Below are 25470 nucleotides of genomic sequence, written 5' to 3' on the forward strand. Positions count from 1 at the left end.
CGGGCTGCGGTTGCGACGGATAGTGTCCCCTGCGGGCTACTCGCCCAGCTCGCTCAGCGGTAGCTGCCGTGCCGTAGCCAGGTAGGTGCGCACTTGTTCCGCCAGGGTCTCCAGCGTCCCGGTGCCGTAGTGCTGGCGGTCCCAGGCGGCGTGCAGGGTCACGCCCAGGACGTCGCGTTCGCTGATCTGGATGTGCAGGCCATAGGCGCCGTAGCGCGGTCGGTCGGTGACGATCCCCACGCCATGCCCGCTGACCGCCAGGGCCTGGATGGTATGCGCCTCGTCGCATTCCTCCACGGAGCTGTATTGCAGCCCGGCACGGGCGACGGCGAGATCGAGTTCGACCCGGCTCACGCTGTGCGTGCTGGGCAGGATCAGCGGTTGGGTGAGCAGTTCCTCGAGGTTGATCGCGGTGCGGCCGGCCTGCGCCCAAGGATGGGATTGGGGCACGTAGGCCTTGATCGGAATCATGCCGAGCAACTGGCTGGCGAACTCTTCGCCGCAAGGGGCCGGGGAGATCACCAGATCGATGCCGCTGCGCAGCTGGTCATGGATGTGAAAGTGCTCGGCTTCGTGGGTTAGGATCAGCGGAGCTGAGGGCGGCAGGGTAGCAAGGAAGGGTGCCACCAGGCCGCGTATGGTGGCCGGCGTGGCGGCCAGGTGCAGGCGTTTGATGTGCCCGGTGGCGATGTTCTTCGCCCCGGCCTGCACCAGGCGTGCATTGCTCAGCAGCAGGCGCGCCATGGGCACGAACTCGCGTCCGGCCGGGGTCAGCTGCAGCCGGTTGCGGTTGTGGTCGAACAGCTTGAAGCCCAGCTCGCTTTCCAGCGTCTGCAGCTGTCGACTCAGGGCCGGTTGCGCAATGAACAGCTGGCCAGCCGCGGCGGTGACCGTGCCGGTATCCACAACCATCAGGAAGCATTCGATGCGACGTATGTTCATGCATCAAAGCATATCAAAAGAGCATGGATAGGCAAGGAAATAGGCATTGGACGTTATGGAGTGTGAACCATAGTCTTTTCAATGTCATGACGGAAATTAACCAGGCTCTCCGTGAGAGTCGCCCGAATCATTCGGAAGCTTGGGCGAATAACGATTACGGGTTGACTCCAGTAGGCGGAAATTTTCGCCGCGCGGCGGATAGTCGCTCTCCAGCTAATAATTAAGAAATCGGAGATATTCCAATTGAGTACTCACGAACTGACGGCGTCTGCAGCAGTGGAACCATCCAAGCCAGCTTCGCTACGCAAAGTTGCCGCCGCCGCTTATATCGGCACTGCGCTGGAATGGTATGACTTCTTCCTGTTCGGCACTATGGCGGCGATTGTCTTCGCGCCATTGTTCTTCCCGGGCAGCGATCCGTCGCTGTCGATGATCGGCGCCTTCCTCAGCTTCGGCGTCGGCTTCATCGCCCGCCCGGTGGGCGCGGTCATCTTCGGTCACATCGGCGACAAGTACGGTCGGCGCAGTGCGCTGGTCATCACCATCGCCCTGATGGGCGTGGCCACCACACTGATCGGCGTGCTGCCGACCTTCGCCACGGCGGGCATAGTCGCGCCGATCCTGCTCACCCTGCTGCGCGCTGTGCAGGGCGTGGCGACCGGCGGCGAATGGGGCGGTGCGACCCTGCTGGCTCTCGAGAATGCGCCGAAGAAGAGCCGCGGTTTCTACGCCGCCATCGTCCAGCTCGGCGCGCCCACCGGCACCCTGCTGTCCTCCGGTGCCGTGGCGCTTGCCGCCTCGCTGCCCGGCGACGCCTTCCTCGACTGGGCCTGGCGCGTGCCGTTCCTGGTCTCCATTGTGCTGGTCGGCCTGGCCGTGTGGCTGCGCTGGAACGTGGAGGAGACCCCGGAGTTCCGCAAGCTGGCTGCCGCGAACAAGACCGAGTCGCTGCCGGTGGTCGAGGTGTTCCGCAGCGTACCTGGCCGCCTGGCGATTGGCATCGCCGCCTACCTGTTCGGCAACGCCGGCTTCTTCATCATCACCACCTTCATGATCGGCTACGTGACCCGCACCCTGGGCATGCCCAGCACGGTGATCCTGCAGGGGCTAACCATCGGTGCCGTCGCCCAGATGGTGGTGCTGGTGTTGGCCGGCAAGCTAGCCGACCGTATCGGTGCCGGCAAGACCGTGGCGCTGGGCTACGTGATCTGCCTGGCGTTGGCCTTCCCGATCTTCGCCCTGGTCGATACCCGGGACAACGGCCTGATCATGCTGGCGATGGTCTGCGGCGTCGGCCTGTCGTCGATTTCCTACGCCCCGATCGGCGCGCTACTCACCCAGCTGTTCCCCGCCCACCTGCACTACAGCGGCCTAGGCCTGTCGGCGAACCTCGCCGGGCTAATCGCCGGCTTCATGCCGGCCGTCGCCACCTGGTTCCTGATGCTGTCGGACAACGCCTCCTGGGGGCCGGCATCGTTGCTGGCGACGATTTCCCTCGTGTCCCTGATCGGGACGCTCCTGGCCATGAAAGTGATCAAAGATGATGCAAGCAAAGCAGTTGGAGAATGAGACCATGACGGAATTGCGTAGTGGCGGTCAGCTCGTGGTCGAGCAATTGCTCCGCGAAGGTGTGGATACCGCGTTCTGTGTTCCCGGTGAAAGCTATCTGGAGGTGCTGGACGCGTTGCATGACGCGCCGATCAAGCTGGTGGTGTGCCGTCAGGAAGGCGGCGCCGGCTACATGGCCGACGCCCATGCGCGGGTCACCGGCAAGCCCGGCGTGTTCATGGTCACCCGCGGTCCGGGCGCGGCCAACGCCATGGTCGCCATCCACACCGCCTGGCAGGACAGCGTGCCGCTGGTGCTGTTCGTCGGTCTGATCCCGCGCGCCGAGACCTACCGCGAATCGTTCCAGGAGTTCGATCTCGACGGCTGGTTCGGCAGCACCGCCAAGGCGGTGTTCCAGATCGAGCACGCCGAGCGCGTGCCGGAACTGGTCGCCCGCGCCTTCGCCATCGCCCGCTCCGGACGCCCGGGGCCGGTAGTGATCGGCCTGCCGGAAGACATGCTGCGCGACCGCGTCGCCGTCCAGGCCACCGACTCCATCAGCGTGCAGCCGAGCGTGCCGGCCGCGCAAACCATGGACGAACTGGCCTCGCTGCTGGCCACCGCCGCCCGCCCGCTGGTGGTGCTCGGCGGTGGCGGCTGGACCCCGGCCGCCAGCCGTCAGATCCAGGCCTGGGCCGAGCGCTACCAGCTGCCGGTAACCGTCGACTTCAACTGCCTGGACCTGATCGACCAGCGCTCGCCGAGCTACGTCGGTTCGCTGGGCTATGGCCGCGCGCAGACCCTCGCCGAGGCCATGCGCGACGCCGACCTGGTGATCGGCATCGGCTCGCCGCTGGGCGACATCGTTACCGACAGCTGGGCGCTGCTGCCGGTGCACGGCCACCCTGCCCGTCTGGTCACCGTGCTGCCCGACCACAACGCTCTGGGCGCTGCCCACCCGCGGGCGCAGCGCATCACCGCCAGCGTTGTCGACTTCGCCGCCGCGCTGGCCAACCTGCAGCCGGGCGAGCAGCCGGTCTGGGCCGAACGCACCCGCGCCCTGCACGAGGCGGGCGAGCAGTACCGCTGCCCGGCGCCGATTGCCGGCAACGTCGACCTCAACGCGATCTTCAGCCACTTGCAGGCCAGCCTGCCGGAGGACACCCTCGTCACCTGGGGCGCGGGCAACCACGCCGGCTGGGCCGGGCGCTTCATGCGCTTCACCGGCTACCCGTCGCAGCTGGCTCCGCGCAACGGCTCCATGGGCTACGGCGTGCCGGCGGCGATCGCCGCGGCGCTGGCCCAGCCGGGCCGCCAGGTGCTGTCGGTGGCTGGTGACGGCTGCTTCATGATGAACGGCCAGGAAATCGCCGTGGCCCGTGGCCTGGGCGTGGCGCCGCTGATCGTCGTGCTCAACAACGGCATGTACGGAACCATCCGCACCCACCAGGAAATCCACCACCCGCACCGGGTCAGCGGCACCGACCTGGTCAATCCCGACTTCGCCGCCTACGCCCGCGCCTACGGCGGCCACGGCGAGGTGGTCGAGCGCACCGAGGAGTTCGCCGGCGCCCTGGAGCGCGCGCGCGCCTCGGGGGTGGTCAGCATCATCGAGATCCGCATTGCGCAGGACATCATCAGCCCCGAGTTGCGGATGAGCGATCTCCATCAGTAACCGGCGGCTCGACCTTCGTCGTGCCGCAGGAGCCCTTTGCTAGGAAAGGCCCTCTTGGATGGGTGGCATCGGCGGCGTCTGCCGCAGATGCCCTCATCCACTTTTTTCGACCGCCTTCCGGCTCCCGGCCCCCGACAAGTGCACCACCGCCCCCACGTCCTTCCCGAGAGAACAGCCCCATGACCACCCTGACCCGCGCCGACTGGGAGCAACGTGCCCGGTCGCTGTCCATCGAGACCCGCGCCTTCATCCACGGCGAATACGTCGACGCCGTCGGCGGAGACACCTTCGACTGCCTTAGCCCGATCGACGGCCGTCTGCTCGGCCAGGTGGCCAGCTGCGCCGCCGCCGACGCCGAGCGCGCGGTGGCCGATGCCCGCGCCGCCTTCGACTCCGGCGTGTGGTCGCGCCTGGCCCCGGCTGAGCGCAAGCAAGCGATGGTCCGTTTCGGCAACCTGATCGCGCAGCACGCCGAAGAACTGGCGCTGCTGGAAACCCTCGACATGGGCAAGCCGGTCGCCCACGCCCTGACCCTCGACATGGTGGCCGCCGCCGAGTGCATCTGCTGGAGCGGCGAGGCCCTCGACAAGATCTACGACGAGGTGGCGCCGACCCCCCACGACCAGCTCGGCCTGGTCACCCGCGAGCCGATCGGCGTGGTCGCCGCCATCGTGCCGTGGAACTTCCCGCTGATGATGAGCAGCTGGAAGCTCGGCCCGGCGCTGGCCAGCGGCAACTCGGTGATCCTCAAGCCCTCGGAGAAGTCGCCGCTGACTGCCATCCGCATCGCCGCCCTGGCGGTCGAGGCCGGCATCCCGGCCGGTGTGTTCAACGTGCTGCCGGGCTTCGGCCATACCGTGGGCCAGGCCCTGGCCCTGAACATGGATGTCGACACCCTGGTGTTCACCGGCTCCACCCGGATCGCCAAGCAGCTGATGATCTATGCCGGCGAGTCGAACATGAAGCGCGTATGGCTGGAGGCCGGCGGCAAGAGCGCCAACATCGTCTGCGCCGACGCCCCGGATCTGCAGGCAGCCGCACAGGCAGCCGCCGCCGCCATCGCCTTCAACCAGGGCGAGGTGTGCACCGCCGGCTCGCGACTGCTGGTCGAGCGCTCGATCCAGGAACACTTCGTGCCCATGGTGGTCGAGGCCCTCAAGACCTGGAGACCGGGCCACCCGCTGGATCCGTCGACCATGGTCGGCGCGCTGGTCGACCGCCAGCACCTCGAAAGCGTGCTTGGCTACATCGCCGCCGGTGAGGCCGAGGGCGCCACCCTGCGCTGCGGCGGGTGCCGCGTGCTGGAGGAAAGCGGTGGGGTGTACGTCGAGCCGACCCTGTTCGACGGTGTGAACAACACCATGAAGATCGCCCGCGAGGAAATCTTCGGCCCGGTGCTGGCGGTGATTCCCTTCGACGACATTGAGGAGGCGCTGCAGATCGCCAACGACAGCCCCTACGGCCTGGCCGCCGCGGTGTGGACCCGCGACCTGTCCAAGGCCCACCTGGCTGCCAAGGCGTTGCGCGCCGGCAGCGTGTGGATCAACCAGTACAACGGCGGCGACATGACCGCGCCGTTCGGTGGCTTCAAGCAGTCCGGCAACGGCCGCGACAAGTCGCTGCATGCCTTCGACAAGTACACCGAGCTCAAGGCCACTTGGATCAAGCTTTAGGGAAACGCTGAAAGCCACCCGCCAGGGACTCCCGCGCAAACGAGAGCCCGGGTGCTCAGAGCTTTCTGGATCCCTGCCTGCGCGGGAATGACACGGATAGTCGCAGGCGCGCTGGCGGATAAATTCCCAGTGCTCGGCCGGGCTGGTGAGCTTTTCGCCGGTAGCGATTGGCGTGTCGAATAGCCGGGCCAGCTCGGCGTGGCCCTCGGCGTCGTAGCAGTCCAGCGACTCCTCGATCCACACCAGCTCGAACTCCTCCAAGCGCCGGCACATGCGCCGCGCATGTCGCTGCGGTTCTCGCCGATCAGGTTGGGCGCCACTTATTCGATGAGAACCGCATCATCATCAATACCCGCTGAACGTCCTCTGATCGTGCGCCAGCGGCCGGTGGCAGCCGACCGTGCTCCTGGGGTTACCCTTGCCCCGTCCTCGTGGCTGCCCCGAAGCGCTGAAGAACCGCCCTCAAGCTGGCTCCACCGCCCATGCCCGCCTTCTGCCTGCAGCGCCAACAACCCTGAAAAGCCCGGCGCGGCCATGGCACGCGCCGACTCCCACATCCCGCTCAGACACCAAGGATGTTGCGCTCTGGCCCGAACGGGAAGGCAGTGATGTTTTCGGCGCCCTGCTCCTGCACCACCAGGATGTCATGCTCGCGGTAGCCTCCGGCGCCAGCCTGGCCTTCGGGCAGCATGATCATTGGCTCCATCGACACAACCATGCCCGGCTCGAGCACCGTCTCGATGTCCTCGCGCAACTCCAGCCCGGCCTCGCGGCCGTAGTAGTGGCTGAGCACGCCGAACGAGTGACCGTAGCCGAAGGTGCGGTACTGCAGCAGGTCGTGCTGCTGGTAGATCTCGTTCAACTCGGCGGCGATGTCGCAGCAGCGCACGCCGGGGCGGATCAGTTCGAGGCCGCGCTTATGCACCTGGCAGTTGATCTCCCACAACTGCAGATGGCGCTCGCTCGGCTCGCCGAAGAACAGGGTGCGCTCCAGCGCAGTGTAGTAGCCGGCAATCATCGGGAAGCAGTTGAGCGAGAGGATGTCGCCGCGCTGCACCCGGCGGGTGGTGACCGGGTTGTGTGCGCCGTCGGTGTTGAGCCCGGACTGAAACCAGGTCCAAGTGTCGCGCAGCTCGCCGTGCGGCACGCGGCGGGCGATCTCACGAGTCATCGCCGTGGTGGCGGCCAGCGCCACCTGGTATTCCGGCACGCCCTCGGCGATTGCCTCGACGCAGGCGGCGCCGCCGATGTCGGCCACCGCCGCGCCGATCTTGATCAGCTCGATTTCCTCGGCGGACTTGACCATGCGCATGCGCATGGTGGCCGGCGCCACGTCGAGGAACTCGATACCTTCTAGCGCGACGTCGAACTTGCGGCGGTGATCGAGGCTGACGTGGTCGAACTCCAGGCCGACGCGGCGGGCGCCCTGCGGCACCGCCTCGCGCACGGCGCGGAAGTAGTTGTCGCGCTGCCAGTCGGTGTAGATCAGGTTGTCGCCCAGGCTTCGGCGATAGCCCTGGCCGCCGTCGATGTTAGTGGTGATCAGCGTCGAGCGGTCCTGGGTCACCACCAGCGCATAGCTCCGGCCGAAGGAGCAGTAGAGAAAGTCGCCGAAGTAGTTGACGTTGTGGATCGAGGTCAGCACCACTGTGTCCAGCTGCAGCGCCTGCATCTGGACGCGCAGCATGGCCAGGCGACGGTTCATCTCCGCCACGCTGAAAGTGGCGCGCATTTTCGGCCCGTTGGGCAGGTTGATAAGGCTGGGCATGCTCATGCCGGGACTCCTGTTCGGTGTTGAGAGGATGTGGGCCACAGCATCCTCCCGGGCAGTCCAGGCGAACAAACGGCGATTCTTAATCCTCAGCCATTAGCCGGCCTAATGGCGCTCAGGCGCCCAGCAGCGCCTGGCGATCCTGCAGGTGCTGGCCAACCTCGGCCTGAAGCCACTCGGCAAAGGCCTGCACCCGGGGGCGCTCCACGTAGTCCTGTGGGCAGACCAGCCAGACCTGGCCATCGTGCAGCACATCGGCGAAAGGGCGGCAGAGGGTGCCCTGGCGCAAGTCGTCGGCGCACAGCGAATGGCGCACCAGCGCCACGCCCTGCCCGCTGCAGGCTGCCTGCAGCACCAGATCGGCACGTGAATAGCCGCAGCCGCCACGGGTATCGACGTCGTAGCGACCCTGGCGCGACAGGAAGGCATCCCAGTTGGTGCTGTAGGCCGCATGCGGCATCGAGTCGTGCAACAGGGTGGTGCCGGCCAGATCGGCGTAGTCGTGCAGCGGACAGCGCGCCAGCAGCGCCGGACTGGCCACCGGGTAGATCAGGTCCTCGAACAAGTGGCGCTGAGCCAGACGGGCATCGTCGGTCCAGATCGAGGTTACAGCCAGGTCGACCTCGTCGCCCTTGAAGTTGGGCGGGGCCAGGTCGGCATCCACCTGCAGCTGGATGTCCGGGAAAGCCCGATTGAACGCGGCCAGGCGCGGCAACAGCCACTTGGTGGCGAATGAGGGCATTACGCGCACTTTCAGGGTGCCTGCCAGCGCCTCGTCCCCAATCTGGTGCAGGGTCGCGCCAATCAGACTCAAGGCCTCCGCCACCCCGGCGTAGAGGCGCTCGCCATGGCTGGTCAGGCGCAGGCCGCGCGGCAGGCGATGGAACAGCGGGTAGCCGAGGTGCTGTTCGAGGGCCTGGATCTTCTGACTCACCGCACTTTGGGTGAGGAACAGGTCTTGGGAGGCGCGGGTAAAGCTCAGGTGGCGGGCAGCGGCCTCGAAGTAGCGCAGACCTTCGAGAGACGGCAAGGCACGGGATGGGGGCATGGCAATCACTCTGTTGGATACGCCCATCCCAGCAGGATTCGTGCCGGCATTAGCCGGCCTAATGGCTCGCCGTTAGAAAAAGCCGTTTGTGGGGGAAATCGGCACTGAACATGCTTGAGCCATCGCCAACTCCTTGAAGGACCGTCCCATGAAAGCGTTTCGCTCCCTGTTTGCTCCCCTGCTGCTCGGTGCCCTACTGCCACTGCACGCCGCCACTGCCCATGCCGACCTGCTCGCCGACATCAGGCAGCGTGGTGAGATCGTGATCGCCACCGAGGCGCGCTATGCGCCTTTTGAAATGCTGGAGAACGGCAAGATCGTCGGCTACGGCAAGGACATCCTCGACGAGATCATGAAGGAGCTGCCGGGGGTCACGCTCAAACAGCTCGACGTGCCGTTCCAAGGCATCCTCCCGGGGCTGTCCAGCCAGCGCTTCGACTTCGTCGCCACATCGCTGACCATTACCCAGGCACGCACGGAGAGCTTCGCCTTCACCGTGCCGTTCGCCACCGCCAGCGTGGCGGTGCTCAAGCGCAGGGGTGATGAGCGCATCGCCAGCGCCGGCGATCTGGTCGGCAAGGTGGTCGGCAGCCAGTCCGGCGCGCCGCAGATCGAGGTACTCAAGGCCTACGAGAGCGAGGTGCTCAAGCCGCAGCACGGCGCCGGGGTGAAGGAGATCAAGGCATTCATGGACTACAACGAGGCCTACGCCGCCCTCGCCTCGCGCCGCGTCGATGCCGTGGTGCAGTCGCTGCCCAACCTGGCGCCGCTGGTCAAGGAGCGTGCCGACGTGTTCGAGATCGTCCAGCCGCCCTTCGGTCCAGCCACCTACTACGCCTGGGCCGGGCGCAAGGATGCCGACTGCGCCTCGCTGGTGCAGTTCTTCAGTGACGGCATCGCCCGCCTGAACCAGAGCGGCAAGCTGGCCGAGCTGCAGCGCAAGTGGTTCGGCTTCGAGATGCCGGTGCCAGCCGACCAGGTGCCCGCCCCGGCCAACTGATCGCCATCCATCGCCAGCACGGGACCACACCATGTTCGACTTCACCGCCGTCATTCCCCACCTGCCGCAGCTGCTGGTCGGTCTGGCCAGCACCCTGCTGGTCTCGCTCAGTGCCATCGCCCTGGGGCTGGTGCTCGGCTGGGCGATCTGCCTGGGCCTGACCGGCCACCGAGCCTGGCTGCGTCGCGTCTGTGCGGTCTATGTCAGCTTTTTCCGCGGCACGCCGCTGCTGGTGCAGCTGATCCTGGTGTTCTACGCCCTGCCGGCGGTAGGTATCAGCCTGCCGCCGTTGGCCGCCGCGGTGCTGGCACTGACCCTCAACAGCGCCGCCTTCCAGGGCGAGATCCTGCGCTCGGGATTCCAGATGCTGCCCAAGGGGCAACTGGAAGCGGCGCGCGACCTCGGCCTGTCGCCGCTGCAGACCCTGCTGCACGTGCAGATCCCCCAGGTACTGCGCAGCATGCTGCCGGCGCTGACCAACGAGACCATCGACATCATCAAGAACTCCGCGCTGGTCTCCGCGGTGGCCGTGCACGAACTGATGCGCACCGCGCAGACCCTCGCCTCCACCACCTACCGCCCGATCGAGTTCTTCGCCGTGGCCGGGCTGCTCTACCTGCTGGTGACCCTGTGCACCGGACGCCTGGGCAGCTGGCTCGAATCCCGCCTGCGCACCGCCTGAGAGACTGGCCATGATCGACTTCAACCTGCTTGCCGAACACCGCGAGGCAATCCTCGCCGGTGTCTGGATGACCGTGAAGATGAGTGCCGGCGGAATTTCCCTCGGCCTGCTGCTGGGCCTGGCGCTGCACGGTCTGCGCCAGCTCGGCGGAATCTGGCTGGTGCCGCTGTACCACGCCTACGTCGCGCTATTTCGCGGCACGCCGCTGCTGGTGCAGCTGTTCCTGGTCTTTTACGGCGGCCCGTACATCGGCCTGGAGTGGAGTGCCGAACGCGTCGGCCTGGTCGGCCTGGCGCTGTACGGCGCCGCCTACTTCGCCGAGATCTTCCGGGCTGGGCGCGAGGCTATCCCGCGCGGCCAGATCGAGTCCGCGCGCGACCTCGGCCTGAGCCCGGGGCAGACCTTCCGCGTGGTGCTCTGGCCGCAAATGCTGGCGCGCTGCCTGGCGCCGCTGGTGGGCCAGACGGTGATCCTGGTCAAGGAGTCCTCAGTGCTGTCGATCATCACCGTGGCCGAACTGACCAACGTGGCGATGACCATCGCCACCCAGAGCTATTCCATGCTCGAACCCTATGCAGTGCTGGCCCTGGCCTACTGGGCCATCGCCATTGTCGTGGCCGCCACCGGGGCGCGCCTGGAACGCCACTTCACCCAGTATCAGTGCCGCTGAGGAACCCGCCATGTCCCAACCCTACGCCATCGAGATCCGCAACTTGCACAAGCACTACGGCGCGCACCATGTCCTCAAGGGCATCGACCTTGATATCCGCCCCGGCGAGGTCGTCAGCATCATCGGTGGCTCCGGCTCTGGCAAGTCCACCCTGCTGCGCTGCGTCAACTTCCTCGAGGAGTACACCGGCGGAGAAGTTCTGGTGAACGGTCGGATGATCGGTTACGGCAGCTCGGTCACCGGCGAACCCTACCGCCTGCCCGAACAGACGATCCGCGAGTCGCTCACCGACGTCTGCATGGTGTTCCAGCAGTTCAACCTGTGGCCGCACATGAGGGTGCTGGACAACGTCGCCGCGCCGCTGCGCCTGGTCAAGGGCGTGCGCAAGGCCGAAGCCTATGAGCGCGCCCAAGCACAGCTGGAGCGCGTCGGCATGGGCCACAAAGCCGCCAGCTACCCTGGCCAGCTGTCCGGCGGCCAGCAGCAGCGGGTGGCCATCGCCCGTGCGCTGACCATGCAGCCGAGCATCATGCTGTTCGACGAACCCACCTCGGCGCTCGACCCGGAACTGGTCGGCGAGGTACTCAACGTCATCCGCGACCTCGCCCATGCCGGCATGACCCTGGCGATCGTCACCCACGAGATGGGCTTCGCCGCCAGGGTCTCGGACAAGGTGGTCTTCCTCGCCGAGGGCCGCATCGAGGAGCAGGGCGCTCCCCGTGAACTGTTCAATACGCCGCAGAGCGCGCGCCTGCAGCAGTTCCTAACCTCCTGGAACGAACGTCAGGGCAGCCTGGCCATGGCCTGACCCAGGCTGCCTGACCCGAGCTCCACAACCCCGACCTTGCCTCCTGCGCCAGCGGCGCGGGCGGGTTCCGTGCGACCATACGCCACCCGACACACGGGCTCCGCGCCCTCTGGATAGACCATGAAACAAGGTGTTTTCTACGGCAGCCTGGCCGGCGCCGCCTGGGGGCTGGTGTTCCTCTCCCCGGCGCTGCTCGCAGACTTCTCGCCGCTGCTGCTCAGCTGCGGGCGCTTCCTCATGTACGGCGTCATCGCCCTGCTGATCGGCCTGCCGCTGGCGCGCGGTCTGCTGCGCAAGCTCAGCCTGGCGGACTTGCTGGCGCTCACCCGCCTGTCGCTGACCGGCAATATCGTTTACTTCGTCCTGCTGGCCGCCGCTGTGCAGCGGGTCGGCATCGCGGCGACCTCGCTGGTGATCGGTGTGCTCCCGCTGACCATCACCCTGCTCGGGCGCAACGAGGCCGACGCCCCTGCCCTGCGCCGGCTGCTCTGGCCGCTGCTGGCGGTGCTGGTCGGCATCGTCTGCATCAACCTGGAGGCGCTGCTGGGTGGCAGCGGGCAGAGCCAGCCTCTGGACGAGCGGGTGCAGGGCATGGTCTACGCAGTGCTGGCGCTGGCCTGCTGGAGCTGTTTCGCCACCGACAATGCACGCTGCCTGAAGCGCCAGACCCACTTCAACAGCAACGAATGGTCGCTGCTGAGCGGTGTGATCACCGGCCTGCTGGCCGGCGGCATCTGGCTGGTAGCCGAGCTGCTCGGCCTCGCTGCGGTGCAGGTGGAGCTGCCTGCCGAGCGCTGGCAGGCCTTCTGGCTGCTCAACCTGGGGCTGGCCGTGATCGCCTCCTGGCTGGGCTACACCTTCTGGAACGCCAGCACCCGCCGCCTGCCGCTGACCCTGTCGGGGCAGATGATCGTCTTCGAGACCCTATTCGCACTGGTCTATGGCTTCGTCTACCTGCAGCGCCTGCCCACCCTGCTGGAGGCCGGCGCCATCGTCCTGCTGCTAGGCGGCGTGTGCGCCTCGGTGGCGCGGCACAGCCAGCCGGCCGCCACGGCCCCAGCCAGCTGACGCCCGCCCTGCAAGACGCAAAGGCCGGTTTGGATTCCCAAGCCGGCCTTTGCGTTTCCGCACAGTGGCGGCTCAGGATCGCGCCGCATCCAGCATGCCGCGCTCGACGATGAAGTCGATCAGCGTCTGCAGACCGTGGCCGGTCTTCAGGTTGCTGAAGGTCCACGGGCGCTCAGGGCGCATGCGGTTGGTGTCGCGCTCCATCACTTCCAGCGAGGCGCCGACGTAGGGCGCCAGGTCGATCTTGTTGATCACCAGAAAGTCCGACTTGGTGATGCCTGGGCCGCCCTTGCGCGGGATCTTCTCGCCCTCGGCCACGTCGATGACGTAGACGGTCAGATCGGCCAGCTCCGGGCTGAAGGTGGCGGACAGGTTGTCGCCGCCGCTCTCCACGAAGATCACCTCGAGGTTGCCGAACTTGCGTGCCAGCTCCTCCACCGCCGCCAGGTTCATCGAGGCGTCCTCGCGTATCGCGGTATGCGGGCATCCGCCGGTTTCCACGCCGACGATGCGCTCGGGCTCCAGGGCGCCGGCCTCGGTGAGGATGCGCTGGTCTTCCTTGGTGTAGATGTCGTTGGTCACCACGGCGATCTGGTAGCGGTCGCGCATGGCCTTGCATAGGGCTTCCAGCAGCGCGGTCTTGCCGGAGCCGACCGGGCCGCCGACACCGACGCGCAGGGGTTGCTTGTAGTCTTGCATGGGGGGGTTTCCTCAGGAGCGGAACAGTCGGGAATACTGGGTTTCGTGGCAGGCAGAGGCGATGGCCTGCAGTGGCAGGCCGGCGCCGATATCGTCGTCTTCGACGGCCAGGGCGCGTTCGAGCGCGGCCGGCAGCTCGACGGACAGCTCGGCCAGCAGGCTCTGCGCGGCTTGCTGGCCGAAGGGCACCAGCTTGACCCCGGCCATCACCGCGCCCTCCAGCCAGCTCCAGGCGTAGCCGAGCGCTAGCGAGCGCAGCGGGATCTGCCAGTGCACGGCGAGCCAGGCCATGCCGCCAAGCTGGGTCAGGGCGATGCTGTCCTGCCAGTCCGGGTGCTGGCCGAGCTGCCAGCCGCCCAGCAGGCGGGCGAAGGCCTGGCCGCGCTGACGCTCCTCGAGGCGCAGCTCGCGGGTCTCGCGGCTGGCCAAGAGCAGCCGGCTCCAGCGGCGGAAGGCTTCGGCGTCTCCGGCTTCGCTGGCGCGATACAGGCGGGCCAGCAACGGCCAGTCGAGGTGGACCAGGGTCTCCTCGATCTGCGCGCGCTGCCAGGCGGCGAAGCCCTCGGCGCCGCGCAGCCAGCCGGCCTCCACCGCCCACTCCAGGCCCTGCGAGTAGGTGTAGCCACCCACCGGCAGGCTGGAGCTGGAAAGCTGCAGCAGGCGCAGCAGTTGCAGGTCGGCGTGCATCGCCGGCACCGTCACCAGCGCGGGCGCAGCCAGTAGGCCAGGCCGGCCACCAGCACGATGGCGATGCCCATGACCATCTGGTCGGTGCCGAGCAGGTGGTGCAGGATACCGTGCTCGCTGGTATGGGCGTGGCCGACATGGGCGAAGGCCGGCAGGCTGGACAGCATCAGGGCAAGGCTCAGGATCTTCTTCATGGGGTTTATCTCCGGAGTGAATTCAGTGGGCGTGCTGGCCGGGCGCACGCACGAAGGGATGCGCGTCGAGGCTGTGGGAATGGGAGTGGCCGCCGCTCTGGTAGGCGCCGGCTTCCGGCTCGAAAGGAGCCTGTTCGAGCTGCACTTCGAGGCCGAAGCCGCGCAGCATGTCGTCGAGCACATGATCGTGCTGGTAGCGCACGAAGCCGGCGCCGATCTGCAGCGGCACGTGGCGGTTGCCCAGGTGGTAGCAGGCGCGGGCCAGTTGCAGCGGATCGCTGCAGTGCATGGTGGACACCGTCTCGGCGGCGGCGATCACCTGCACCACTTCGCCGCCCTCGTCGTCACCGAGCAGTTCGCCGCCGCGTAGCAGCTGGCCGCGTTCGAGGAACAGGCCGGCGTCGCGGCCGTCGTCGAGGGTGACGCGCAGCCGGCTCTTGATCCGGCTGTCGATGGGCAGGGTCACGCTGGCGGTCGGGGTGCCTGTGCTCAGGCGTCGGGTCAGTCGGATCATGGTCATCCCGGATCAGAAAAGGGTTCTTAAAACAGAAAGTAACGCTGCGCCATCGGCAGCGACTCGGCCGGTTCGCAGACCAGCAGCTCGCCGTCGGCGCGCACCTGGTAGGTCTGCGAATCGACTTCGATCTGCGGCAGATGGCCGTTGTGGATCATGTCGGTCTTGCGCACCGTGCGGCAGCCGCGCACCTCGCCGACCAGGCTGGCCAGCCCCAGCTGGCCGGGCACCCCGGCGGCGATGGCCGCCTGCGACAGGAAGGTCATGCGCGTGGCATGCCGCGCCGCGCCGATGGCACCGAACATCGGCCGGTAGTGCACCGGCTGCGGGGTGGGAATGGAGCCATTGATGTCGCCCATCGGCGCGGTGGCGATCATGCCGCCCTTGACCACCAGCGCCGGCTTGACGCCGAAGAACGCCGGCGACCACAGCACCAGGTCGGCCAGCTTGCCGACCTCGACGGAGCCGACCTCGTGGGCGATGCCGTGGGACAACGCCGGGTTGATGGTGTACTTGGCGATGTAGCGCTTGACCCGGAAGTTGTCGCTGTACGCCGAGTCCTGCGCCAGCGGGCCGCGCTGCAGCTTCATCTTGTGCGCCACCTGCCAGGTGCGCAGCACCACCTCGCCGACCCGGCCCATGGCCTGCGAATCCGACGAGGTCATCGAGAAGGCGCCGATGTCGTGGAGGATGTCCTCGGCGGCGATGGTCTCGCGGCGGATGCGCGACTCGGCGAAGGCGACGTCCTCGGCGATGCTCGGGTCGAGGTGGTGGCAGACCATAAGCATGTCGAGGTGCTCATCCACCGTGTTGATGGTGTAGGGCAGCGTCGGGTTGGTCGACGACGGCAGCACGTTGGCGTGGGCGCAGGCGGTGATGATGTCCGGCGCATGGCCGCCGCCGGCCCCTTCGGTGTGGAAGGTGTGGATGGTGCGATCACCGATGGCGGCCAGGGTGTCCTCGACGAAGCCGGACTCGTTGAGAGTGTCGGTGTGGATCGCCACCTGGGTGTCGGTCTCCTCGGCCACACCCAGGCAGCAGTCGATGGCCGCCGGGGTCGAGCCCCAGTCCTCGTGCAGCTTGAGGCCGACCGCGCCGGCGGCGATCTGCTCGCGCAGCGCCGCGGGCTGCGAGACGTTGCCCTTGCCGAGCAGGCCGACGTTGACCGGCAGGCTGTCGACGGCCTGCAGCATGCGCGCGATGTACCAGGGGCCGGAGGTGCAGGTGGTGGCGTTGGTGCCGGTGGCCGGGCCGGTGCCGCCGCCGATGAAGGTGGTGACGCCGGAGGTCAGCGCCTCCTCGGCCTGCTGCGGGCAGATGAAGTGGATGTGCGAGTCGATGCCGCCGGCGGTGACGATCTTGCCTTCGGCGGCGATCACCTCGGTGGCCGGGCCGACCGGGATGGTCACGCCGGGCTGGATGTCCGGGTTGCCGGCCTTGCCGATGGCGGTGATGCGGCCGTTCTTCACGCCGATGTCGGCCTTGACGATGCCCCAGTGGTCGATGATCAGCGCGTTGGTCAGCACCAGATCGACGCAATCGGCGGCGAGCATCTGGCCCTGGCCCATGCCGTCGCGGATCACCTTGCCGCCGCCGAACTTCACTTCCTCGCCGTAGATCGTGAAGTCCTGCTCGACGTGCACCCACAGCTCGGTGTCGGCCAGGCGCACGCGGTCGCCGACGGTGGGGCCGAACATGTCGGCATAGGCCTGTCGGGAAATGCGGCTCATGCCTTGCCCTCCAGTTTGCCCATCACCGCGCCACGAAAGCCCCACACCTCGCGCCTGCCGGCCAGCGCCACCAGGGTGACGGTACGCGCCTGACCCGGCTCGAAGCGCACGGCGGTGCCGGCGGCGATGTCGAGGCGGAAGCCACGAGCCTGCTCACGCTCGAACACCAACGCCGGGTTGACCTCGTAGAAGTGGTAGTGCGAGCCGACCTGCACCGGCCGGTCGCCGTGGTTGGCCACGGTCAGCGTCACCCGCTCGCGGCCCGCGTTCAGCTCGATGTCGCCGGCGGCGACCTGGGTTTCTCCGGGAATCATGACTTCGCTCCGCCTCAGATGATCGGGTTGTGCACGGTCACCAGCTTGGTGCCGTCGGGAAAGGTCGCCTCAACCTGCACGTCGGGGATCATCTCCGCCACGCCGTCCATGACCTGCTCGCGGCTGAGCACCTGGCGGCCCGCCTCCATCAGTTCTGCCACCGTGCGCCCGTCGCGGGCGCCCTCCAGCACCGCGGCGCTGATCAGCGCGACGGCTTCCGGGTAGTTGAGCTGCAGGCCGCGGGCCAGGCGGCGCTCGGCCAGCAGCGCGGCGGTGAACAGCAGCAGCTTGTCTTTCTCTCTCGGGGTCAGCTCCATGGCTCTCTCTCAGGTGGCCCAGATGCGCGGCGGGCACGGCGCCAGGCCGACTACGGCCGGGCGCAGCGCGTGCCACAGCCGCTGCAGGGTGGATTGCAGACGCTGGTTGTCGTCATCAAGCAGACGGACCACCAGCAGGGAGTCCAGCAGGGTCGCGCCGGCTGGGACGGGAAGCGGGTCGAGAATGGCGCGCGCCAGTTCGAGCAGGGACTCGTCGGCCGGCGCGGCGCAGAAGGTGGCGACCAGCGGGTAGCCGGCCAGCTTGCTCAGGCGCCCGTCCGAGATGCGCAGGCGCTCGTGCAGCAGAGGTTCGCCGGCCAGATCGAGCTGCAGGCGGCTGTCCAGCGCGCCGTGCTCGAAGCGCTCGCCCATCACCGGGCGGCCCAGGCACAGGCTTTCCCAGGCCAGCAGGCGCGCGCCGGGTGCCAGGTCGAAGCGGCTTTCCAGCGCCACGCGGGCGCCGGGGAAGAATATGCTGTCCTGCGGCAGCCACTCCAGCACGCTGTCCTCGGCGAGGCGGAAGCGTTGCACCAGCCGTGAGGTGGGGCCGGCGCTGCGGTAGAACTTGGTGGCACCGGGCATGGTCAGCAGCGCGTGGCTGCCGGGCTCCAGGGCGATGTCCAGGGCCAGCCGGTCGCCGCCGACCACCCCGCCGGGCGGGTGCAGCAGGTAGATGTGACAGGGCGCGCCTTCCGGATAGAACGGCCGCTGCACGGTCAGCGGGCCGTGGTGGCGGCGCCCGGCCAGCACGGTGCGCGGGCCGCGGCGTTCGAAGCGCAGCGCCAGCTCGGCGCGCCAGCCGGCATCAGGGTCGAGAATCGCCTGCATCAGCGTGCCACTCCCATGGCAATGGCCAGCGCCGCGGCGGCAGTGCGGGTTTCCACGCCGAGCTTCACGTAGACGTGCTCCAGATGCTTGTTCACCGTGCGCGGGCTGAGGCCGAGGATCTCGCCGATGTCGCGGTTGGTCTTGCCGCAGGCCACCCACTCCAGCACCTCCACCTCGCGCCCGGTGAGCTGGTAGCGGTGGGCCAGCGCGGCGCGCACCTCCTCGGCATCCGGCGCCTGCTGCGCGGCCTCGCGGGCCTCGCGCAGCGCGCGGGCGGTGCGCAAGTGCGAGGCGACGCGGGCCAGCACCTGCTCGGGGTGGATCGGCTTGGTCACGTAGTCGACGCCACCGGCGGCGAAGCCCTCCAGCACGTGCTCGCTCTCGGTCAGCGCGGTCATGAACAGCACCGGCACGTCCTCGAACTCGGCGCGGGCCTTAATCCGCCGGCAGGTCTCGAAGCCGTCGATGCCTGGCATCAGCGCATCGAGCAGGACGATGTCGGGCTTGAGGCGCTGCATGCGCTCCAGCGCGGTGGCGCCGTCGAGGGCCACCAGCACCATGTGGCCGGCCTGCTCTAGGGCGTCGGAGAGCAGCGCCAGATTGTCCGGCAGGTCGTCGACGATCAGCACGATGCCCTGATCGGCACGCTCGACAAGATTCATGGCGAAGACTCCAGCGGGGATTGCGCGGTGCGCGGAGTGGCCTGGGCCAGGCAGCGCGCCAGTTCGTCGAGCTGGAAGCGCCGGGCCAGGCCACGCAGGCGCTCGATGGCCGGCGCGCAGCCCGGCTCCTCCTGCTCCAGGCGGTCGAGGCGCTCGATCACGCCGCGCACGTAACCGAGTGCAGCCAGTTCGCCCAGCTCGGCCAGCGCTTGCGCCGGCAGGTCGAGGGATGCGGGCGGCACCGGCTCGGCGCTTTCGCGGCGCAGCCAGTCGAGTCCGAGGTGTAAACGGATCTTCTCCAGCAGCGCCGGGCCGTGCACCGGCTTGGCCAGATAGTCGTTGCAGGCGGGATCGAGGCGGCGCTCGCCCTCGTCGGCGAAGGCGTTGGCGGAGACCACGATGATCGGCGCCGGCGAGCCGACCGACTGGCGGATCAGCCGGCTGGTCTGCCAGCCGTCCATCTGCGGCATCGACAGGTCCATGAGGATCAGGTCGGGGTTGAGCAGCGACACCTGGCTCAGCGCCTGCTGGCCTCTGGCGGCCATGGCGATGTCGAAGCCCAGCGGTTCGAGCAGGCCGGCCAGCACCTTGCGGTGCTCCAGATGGTCGTCGACCACCAGGATGCGCCGGCGCGGGCCGCGGTAGCCGACGATGTCGTGCTCCTCGGCCAGCAGCGCCTGCGGCACGCGCACCGCCGGTAGGTACAGGCGCAGCTGGAAGCGGCTGCCCTGCCCCGGCTCGCTGCTCACCGTCAGCTCGCCGCCCATCAGCACGCTGAGCATGCGCGCGATGGTCAGGCCGAGACCCAGGCCGTGGTCCTGGCGCGCCGTATCGCCGCGCTCGAACGGCTGGAACAGCCGTTCGAGCTGCTCGGCGGCCATGCCGATTCCGGTGTCGAGGATCTCGAAGGTGGCGGTCTGGCGAAGGTAGCCGACGCGCAGGGTGACGCTGCCCTGCTCGGTGTAGCGTACGGCGTTGCCAAGCAGGTTGATGAGGATCTGGCGCAGGCGCTTCTCGTCGCCGCGTACCACCGCCGGCAGGCCGACGCTGCGCTCCAGGCGGAAGGCCAGGCCCTTCTCGGCGGCCTGCAGAGCGCACATCTTGCCGAGCTGGTCGACGAACTCGGCGAAGTCGATCTCGCACGGCTCCAGGTTGAGCTTGCCGGCCTCGATCCGCGCCACGTCGAGCAGGCCGTCGATCAGCGACAGCAGATGCGCGCCGCTGCGGTGGATGGTGGCGAGGGCGTCCTGCTGGCGCTCGGCCAGGCCGCTGTCGCGACGCAGGATCTGGGTGTAGCCGAGGATGCTGTTGAGCGGGGTACGCAGCTCGTGGGATAGGCCGGTGACGTAGCGGCTCTTCGCCGCGCTGGCCGCCTCGGCGGCCTCCTTGGCCTTCTGCAGTTGGACGTCAGTCTCGCGGTGGGCGTCGATCTCCTCGATCAGTAGGCGGGTCTGGCGGTTCGACTCCTCCAGCGCGACACGGCGGCTCTCGCGGTTGAGCACTACCCACCAGGCCAGCACGCCGATGAACAGGGCGAGGATGAAGAACGCCTTGAGGAAGCCCTGCTGCAGGGGCTGCGCCGCGTCGGCGGCCAAACCATGGGCGACCTGGCCGTAGACCAGCGCCAGAGCGCCGGCAAGCAGGACGCTCATCAGACCGAACACCAGCAGGTAGTGCAGCAGGCGGGTATGCAGGCGCGGCACGGCGACGCCGGGCAGCAGGCGGCCGAGCCAGCTTTCCAGACGCTGGTGCAGCGGCACGCGCGGCTTGCACTGGTCGCCGCAACGGGCATCCAGCGAGCAGCACAGCGAGCAGATCGGCGCGGCGTAGGCCGGGCAGAAGGCCATGTCGGGTTCCTCATAGGCGTTGCCGCACACCCCGCACTCGACCTTGCCCTGCTGGCGGAGCGGGTGCAGCAGCTCCGGCTGGTGGGCGCGGGCGATGTAGTAGCGCCCTTTGGTCAGCCAGGCCAGCAGCGGCGCGGCGAGCAGCGCGGTACCGAGGGCGATCAGCGGCGCCAGGGCCTGGGCCAGCGCGCCGAACAGGCCGGCATAGGCAATGATCGACAGCAGCGAGGCGAGCAGCATGGCGCCGACGCCGACCGGGTTGATGTCATGCAGGTAGGCGCGCTTGAACTCGATCAGCCGTGGCGACAGGCCCAGCGGCTTGTTGATCACCAGGTCGGCGACCATGGCGCCGATCCAAGCGATAGCGACGTTGGCGTACAGGCCGAGCACCTGCTCGATGGTTTCGGCCACGCCCAGCAGCATCAGCATCAGGGCGATGCCGACGTTGAACACCAGCCATACCACTCGCCCCGGGTGGCTGTGGGTGACGCGGGCGAAGAAGTTCGACCAGGCCAGCGAGCCGGCGTAGGCGTTGGTGACGTTGATCTTCACCTGCGACACCACCACCAGCAGCACCATGGCGGCCATCGCCCAGCGCGGGTCGGCGAACACCTGCTCCCAGGCCACCCGGTACAGCTGCGCCGGCTCGTCGGCATGTTCGGCACTCACCCCGTGCTGCAGGGCGAGCACAGCGAGCAGCGCGCCGCCGAGCATCTTCAGCGCGCCGGGGACGATCCAGCCGGGGCCGGCCAGCAGCAGCGCCGCCCACCAGCGTCCGCGGTTGGCGGCGGTCTTCTCGGGCAGGAAGCGCAGATAGTCGACCTGCTCGCCGATCTGCGTCACCAGTGCCAGCACCAGGGTGCAGGCCAGGCCGAAGGACTGCAGGTCGAAGCCATTGTCGGCACGATTGCCGGCGAAGCTCGCCAGCTCGCCGGGCAGCTGCGGATGGGCGAGCAGCACGGCGACGTAGGGAACCAGCAGCAGGACCAGCCACAGCGGCTGGGTCCAGGCCTGCAGGCGGCTGATCCGGGTGATGCCGTACATCGCCAGCGGGATGACCACCAGGGCGCTGACCACGTAGGCGAGGCTCAGCGGAATGGCGAAGTACATCTGCAGCGCCACCGCCATCACCGCCGCCTCGAGGGCGAAGAACAGGAAGGTGAAGCTGGCGTAGATCAGCGAGGTGATGGTCGAGCCGATGTAGCCGAAGCCGGCAGCGCGGGTCAGCAGGTCCATGTCGATGCCGTGACGCGCTGCGTAGTAGCTGATCGGCAGGCCGGTGAGGAAGATCACCAGGCTCATGGCGAGGATCGCCCACAGGCTGTTGGTGAAACCGTAGTTGAGCACCAGGGTGGCGCCGATCGCCTCCAGCACCAGGAACGACAGGGTGCCGAGGGCAGTGTTGGCGATGCGCCCCTCCGACCACTTGCGAAAGGATTTGGGCGTGTAGCGCAGGGCGTAGTCTTCCCGCGTCTCGTCGGCGACCCAGCCGTTGTAGTCGCGGCGGATGTTGACGATGCGCTGGGGTCCGTTGGCGTGCACGGCGGGGGCTTCCTGTAAAAGATGCCGTGCACATGCAAGGAGCGCGCCACGCCCCGTTGCGGGGCCTGGTCGTGCAGACTGCAGGCCTTCTATTGCGGGCCTTGCCAGTCGATGCGGGTGGGATGTGCACCATGCTCTCTTCATGGGTGCAAAGGATGCACCAGTGCGGCGCAGCAACTGGATACGTCAGATGACGTAGGCGTCTACGTCAGCCTGCGTATAACGCCCCGGGCGGCGCGCGGACCATGCTGTGACCCATCCAATCCGCACCGGAGATTCGCCGCATGAAACGCCGTCCCCTGCTCAAGTCCGCCTTCGCCGCCAGCGCCCTGATGCTCAGCGGCCTGTTCCCCTTCACCGTGCAGGCCGCCGAGACCATCAAGGTCGGCATCCTGCACTCGTTGTCCGGGACCATGGCCATCTCCGAGACCTCGCTCAAGGACATGGCGCTGATGACCATCGAGGAGATCAACGCCAAGGGCGGGGTGAACGGCAAGCAGCTCGAGGCAGTGGTGGTCGACCCGGCCTCCAACTGGCCGCTGTTTGCCGAGAAGGCACGCCAGCTGCTGACCCAGGACAAGGTCGACGTGGTGTTCGGCTGCTGGACTTCGGTGTCGCGCAAATCGGTGCTGCCGGTGTTCGAGGAGCTCAACGGCCTGCTGTTCTACCCGGTGCAGTACGAGGGCGAGGAGCTGTCGCCGAACGTGTTCTACACCGGCGCGGCGCCCAACCAGCAGGCCATCCCGGCGGTCGAGTACCTGATGAGCGAGGACGGTGGCAGCGCCCAGCGCTTCTTCCTGCTCGGCACCGACTACGTCTACCCGCGCACCACCAACAAGATCCTGCGCGCCTACCTCAAATCCAAGGGTGTGGCCGACAAGGACATCGAGGAGGTCTACACCCCGTTCGGCCACAGCGATTACCAGACCATCGTCGCCAACATCAAGAAGTTCTCCGCCGGCGGCAAGACCGCGGTTATCTCCACCGTCAACGGCGACTCCAACGTGCCGTTCTACAAGGAACTGGCCAGCCAGGGCATAGCCGCCACCGACGTGCCGGTAGTGGCCTTCTCGGTGGGCGAGGAGGAATTGCGCGGCATCGACACCAAGCCGCTGGTCGGCCACCTCGCCGCGTGGAACTACTTCCAGTCGCTGGAGAACCCGGCCAACAGCGAGTTCGTCAACAAGTGGCAGGCTTACGCCAAGGCCAAGAACCTGCCGGGAGCCGCCAAGGCGGTGACCAACGACCCGATGGAGGCCACCTACGTCGGCATCCACATGTGGGCGCAGGCGGTCGAGAAGGCCGGCTCGACCTCCGTCGACAAGGTGCGCGAGGCGCTGGCCGGGCAGAGCTTCGAGGCGCCGTCCGGCTACACCCTGACCATGGACAAGACCAACCACCACCTGCACAAGCCGGTGATGATCGGCGAGGTCCAGGAGGACGGCCAGTTCTCGGTGGTCTGGCAGACCGAAGGCCCGCTGCGCGCCCAACCGTGGAGCCCGTTCATCCCCGGCAACGACAAGAAGGCCGACTACGCGGTGAAGGGCAACTAACGAAGCTCCCCTCTCCCACGTGCGGGAGAGGGGCCGGGGGAGAGGGTGCGAACGTCGCGCCCTCTCCCCAGCCTCTTCCCCTCATGGAAGAGGGAGCTACCGCTGCACACCCAAGGATTCGCGCATGCCTACCCTCCTCTACCGAATGCTGCTGTCATTGGCGCTCCTGCTGCCACTGACCAGCCATGCCGGCGACGCCGCCGATTTCGTCGCCGCCAGCCCCGCGCGCCAAGCCCAGCTGCTGGAAAGTTGGGCTGCCGCGCCCGATCCCGCCCGCCTGCCGCTGCTCGACGCCCTGCAGAACGGTCGCCTGGTCGGCGACATCGCCAAACAGCCATTCATCGAACAGGACGGCCGCTACGTCGCCGTCGAAGACGCTGCCCAGCCGCAGGGCATACCGAAGAAGCTGCGCCTGAACAACCGCCTACGCGGTCTGCTCGCCACCACCCAGGCCAGCCACCAACTGCTAGACCAGGATTCGACCGTACGACTGGCCGCCGCCCGACAACTGCAGAAGAGCGCCAAACCGGCGCAGCTCGCCCTGCTCGACGCACGCCTGGCTGCGGAAGACGACAAGGCCGTGCGCGACGCCCTGGCGCTGGCGCTGGCCAACCTGCAGCTGGTCGACAGTGACCCGGCGGTACGCCTGGCCGCCGTGCGCCTGCTCGGCGAGAGCGGCGAGCCGCTGGCGCGCACCCGCCTCGAGGCCCTGCTGGCCAGCGCGGAAAGCGACTCCCGGGTGCGCAAGGCCGCGCAGACCAGCCTCAGCCAGGTGGAGCGCCGCCTGCTGCTCGGCGAGCTGCTCGGCCAGGCGTTCAGCGGTCTGTCGCTCGGCTCGATTCTGCTGCTCGCCGCCCTTGGCCTGGCGATCACCTTCGGCCTGCTCGGGGTGATCAACATGGCCCACGGCGAGATGCTGATGCTCGGCGCCTATACCACCTGGCTGGTGCAGGGTGCCTTTCAGAAATTCGCCCCTGGTTACCTTGACCTCTACCCGCTGGCCGCCCTGCCGGTGGCCTTCCTGGTCACCGCCGCCATCGGCATGGCCCTCGAGCGCACGGTTATCCGCCACCTGTACGGCCGTCCGCTGGAAACCCTGCTGGCCACCTGGGGCATCAGCCTGATCCTGATCCAGGCGGTGCGCGTGCTGTTCGGCGCACAGAACGTCGAGGTGGCCAACCCGTCCTGGCTGTCCGGCGGCCTGCAGCTGCTGCCCAATCTGGTGCTGCCGTACAGCCGCCTGGCGATCATCGGCTTCGCCCTGTTCGTGGTGGTACTGACCTGGCTGCTGCTCAACCGGACCCGCCTGGGCCTCAACGTGCGCGCCGTCACCCAGAACCGCAACATGGCCGCCTGCTGCGGCGTGCCGACCGGGCGGGTGGACATGCTGGCCTTCGGCCTCGGCTCCGGCATCGCCGGCCTGGGCGGCGTGGCCCTTTCGCAGATCGGCAACGTCGGCCCGGACCTCGGCCAGAGCTACATCATCGACTCCTTCCTGGTGGTGGTGCTCGGCGGCGTCGGCCAGCTGGCCGGTACGGTGATGGCCGCCTCGGGCCTGGGTATCGCCAACAAGCTCCTCGAACCGCAGATCGGCGCCGTGCTGGGCAAGATCCTCATCCTCGCGCTGATCATTCTCTTCATCCAGAAGCGTCCGCAGGGCCTGTTTGCCCTCAAGGGCCGGGTGATCGACTGATGAAC

23 protein-coding genes and 1 pseudogene are annotated in these 25470 nt (G+C 67.9%); 10 read left to right on the forward strand and 14 right to left on the reverse strand.

The window, feature by feature from the left end; genetic code table 11:
* Window positions 1-36: 36 nt before the first annotated feature.
* Window positions 37-942, reverse strand: a complete 906-nt coding sequence (locus tag BMZ19_RS14595) for a LysR family transcriptional regulator (protein ID WP_090312090.1) — start codon at window positions 940-942, stop codon at window positions 37-39.
* A 276-nt stretch (window positions 943-1218) separates the two neighbouring features.
* Between BMZ19_RS14595 and BMZ19_RS14600 the strand changes: the two genes are divergently transcribed.
* The 3 genes from BMZ19_RS14600 to BMZ19_RS14610 all read left to right on the forward strand — a co-directional run bounded on the left by BMZ19_RS14600 (window position 1219) and on the right by BMZ19_RS14610 (window position 5838).
* Complete coding sequence (locus tag BMZ19_RS14600) at window positions 1219-2511, forward strand: MFS transporter (RefSeq protein WP_280142166.1); 1293 nt, start codon at window positions 1219-1221, stop codon at window positions 2509-2511.
* Window positions 2512-2515: 4 nt separating this feature from the next.
* Window positions 2516-4165: a thiamine pyrophosphate-dependent enzyme gene (locus BMZ19_RS14605; protein WP_090312092.1), complete on the forward strand. Its 1650-nt coding sequence runs from the start codon at window positions 2516-2518 to the stop codon at window positions 4163-4165.
* A 179-nt stretch (window positions 4166-4344) separates the two neighbouring features.
* A complete protein-coding gene (locus BMZ19_RS14610) occupies window positions 4345-5838 on the forward strand; it encodes an aldehyde dehydrogenase (protein WP_090312095.1) in 1494 nt (497 codons plus the stop codon).
* 96 nt (window positions 5839-5934) lie between these two features.
* On the opposite strand, the pseudogene BMZ19_RS14615 reads toward BMZ19_RS14610, so the two are convergent.
* From BMZ19_RS14615 to BMZ19_RS14625, 3 genes and pseudogenes are all read right to left on the reverse strand, one after another.
* Window positions 5935-6120, reverse strand: a pseudogene (locus tag BMZ19_RS14615) (enolase C-terminal domain-like protein); the annotation flags it as partial.
* Between the two features lie 280 nt (window positions 6121-6400).
* A complete protein-coding gene (locus BMZ19_RS14620; protein WP_090312096.1) occupies window positions 6401-7612 on the reverse strand; it encodes a M24 family metallopeptidase in 1212 nt (403 codons plus the stop codon).
* A gap of 112 nt (window positions 7613-7724) precedes the next feature.
* The gene (locus BMZ19_RS14625) at window positions 7725-8657 is read right to left on the reverse strand and encodes a LysR substrate-binding domain-containing protein (RefSeq protein ID WP_244517245.1); all 933 of its coding nucleotides are present in this window, start codon (window positions 8655-8657) and stop codon (window positions 7725-7727) included.
* A gap of 148 nt (window positions 8658-8805) precedes the next feature.
* Between BMZ19_RS14625 and BMZ19_RS14630 the strand changes: the two genes are divergently transcribed.
* The 5 genes from BMZ19_RS14630 (at window position 8806) to BMZ19_RS14650 (ending at window position 12885) form a co-directional block, all read left to right on the forward strand.
* Window positions 8806-9657 carry a transporter substrate-binding domain-containing protein gene (locus BMZ19_RS14630; RefSeq protein ID WP_090312100.1) on the forward strand — a complete coding sequence of 284 codons (852 nt, stop codon included), beginning with the start codon at window positions 8806-8808 and terminating at the stop codon, window positions 9655-9657.
* A 31-nt stretch (window positions 9658-9688) separates the two neighbouring features.
* On the forward strand, window positions 9689-10339 hold the full coding sequence (locus BMZ19_RS14635; RefSeq protein ID WP_090312102.1) for an amino acid ABC transporter permease: 651 nt from the start codon (window positions 9689-9691) through the stop codon (window positions 10337-10339).
* 10 nt (window positions 10340-10349) lie between these two features.
* The gene (locus BMZ19_RS14640) at window positions 10350-11009 is read left to right on the forward strand and encodes an amino acid ABC transporter permease (protein WP_090312104.1); all 660 of its coding nucleotides are present in this window, start codon (window positions 10350-10352) and stop codon (window positions 11007-11009) included.
* A gap of 10 nt (window positions 11010-11019) precedes the next feature.
* Window positions 11020-11817 carry an amino acid ABC transporter ATP-binding protein gene (locus tag BMZ19_RS14645; protein WP_090312105.1) on the forward strand — a complete coding sequence of 266 codons (798 nt, stop codon included), beginning with the start codon at window positions 11020-11022 and terminating at the stop codon, window positions 11815-11817.
* Between the two features lie 120 nt (window positions 11818-11937).
* Window positions 11938-12885 (forward strand): DMT family transporter, encoded by a 948-nt coding sequence (locus tag BMZ19_RS14650; protein WP_090312107.1) that lies wholly within the window; start codon window positions 11938-11940, stop codon window positions 12883-12885.
* Window positions 12886-12957: 72 nt separating this feature from the next.
* Here BMZ19_RS14650 and ureG read toward each other — a convergent pair whose 3' ends face one another.
* From ureG to BMZ19_RS14700, 10 genes are read right to left on the reverse strand one after another with little or no spacing between them, the layout of a single operon-like run.
* Window positions 12958-13584: an urease accessory protein UreG gene (ureG, locus tag BMZ19_RS14655; protein WP_090312109.1), complete on the reverse strand. Its 627-nt coding sequence runs from the start codon at window positions 13582-13584 to the stop codon at window positions 12958-12960.
* A 12-nt stretch (window positions 13585-13596) separates the two neighbouring features.
* Window positions 13597-14271: an urease accessory protein UreF gene (locus tag BMZ19_RS14660; protein WP_090312111.1), complete on the reverse strand. Its 675-nt coding sequence runs from the start codon at window positions 14269-14271 to the stop codon at window positions 13597-13599.
* Between the two features lie 11 nt (window positions 14272-14282).
* Window positions 14283-14465 (reverse strand): hypothetical protein, encoded by a 183-nt coding sequence (locus tag BMZ19_RS14665; RefSeq protein ID WP_090312113.1) that lies wholly within the window; start codon window positions 14463-14465, stop codon window positions 14283-14285.
* A 22-nt stretch (window positions 14466-14487) separates the two neighbouring features.
* Window positions 14488-14979, reverse strand: coding sequence for an urease accessory protein UreE (gene ureE / locus BMZ19_RS14670; protein ID WP_090312207.1), 492 nt, complete (start codon window positions 14977-14979; stop codon window positions 14488-14490).
* 26 nt (window positions 14980-15005) lie between these two features.
* Window positions 15006-16709, reverse strand: a complete 1704-nt coding sequence (ureC, locus tag BMZ19_RS14675; protein ID WP_090312115.1) for an urease subunit alpha — start codon at window positions 16707-16709, stop codon at window positions 15006-15008.
* Window positions 16706-17023: an urease subunit beta gene (locus BMZ19_RS14680; RefSeq protein WP_090312116.1), complete on the reverse strand. Its 318-nt coding sequence runs from the start codon at window positions 17021-17023 to the stop codon at window positions 16706-16708. Before BMZ19_RS14680 ends, ureC begins: the two co-directional genes overlap by 4 nt.
* 14 nt (window positions 17024-17037) lie before the next feature.
* Entirely contained in the window at window positions 17038-17340 is a 303-nt protein-coding gene (locus BMZ19_RS14685) for an urease subunit gamma (RefSeq protein ID WP_090312117.1), read from the reverse strand.
* Between the two features lie 9 nt (window positions 17341-17349).
* On the reverse strand, window positions 17350-18168 hold the full coding sequence (locus BMZ19_RS14690; RefSeq protein ID WP_090312119.1) for an urease accessory protein UreD: 819 nt from the start codon (window positions 18166-18168) through the stop codon (window positions 17350-17352).
* Window positions 18168-18830 carry a response regulator gene (locus BMZ19_RS14695; protein WP_090312121.1) on the reverse strand — a complete coding sequence of 221 codons (663 nt, stop codon included), beginning with the start codon at window positions 18828-18830 and terminating at the stop codon, window positions 18168-18170. The genes BMZ19_RS14690 and BMZ19_RS14695 overlap by 1 nt, the downstream gene beginning before the upstream one ends.
* Window positions 18827-22219 carry a hybrid sensor histidine kinase/response regulator gene (locus tag BMZ19_RS14700; protein ID WP_244517246.1) on the reverse strand — a complete coding sequence of 1131 codons (3393 nt, stop codon included), beginning with the start codon at window positions 22217-22219 and terminating at the stop codon, window positions 18827-18829. Before BMZ19_RS14700 ends, BMZ19_RS14695 begins: the two co-directional genes overlap by 4 nt.
* 284 nt (window positions 22220-22503) lie before the next feature.
* Here BMZ19_RS14700 and urtA point away from each other — a divergent pair, with 284 nt between their 5' ends.
* Both urtA and urtB read left to right on the forward strand, forming a co-directional pair.
* Entirely contained in the window at window positions 22504-23772 is a 1269-nt protein-coding gene (gene urtA / locus BMZ19_RS14705) for an urea ABC transporter substrate-binding protein (RefSeq protein ID WP_090312124.1), read from the forward strand.
* Window positions 23773-23896: 124 nt separating this feature from the next.
* A complete protein-coding gene (gene urtB, locus BMZ19_RS14710; protein WP_090312126.1) occupies window positions 23897-25465 on the forward strand; it encodes an urea ABC transporter permease subunit UrtB in 1569 nt (522 codons plus the stop codon).
* The last annotated feature ends 5 nt before the right edge of the window (window positions 25466-25470 follow it).

This window comes from Pseudomonas linyingensis, assembly GCF_900109175.1.
Classification (GTDB): Bacteria; Pseudomonadota; Gammaproteobacteria; order Pseudomonadales; family Pseudomonadaceae; genus Geopseudomonas; species Geopseudomonas linyingensis.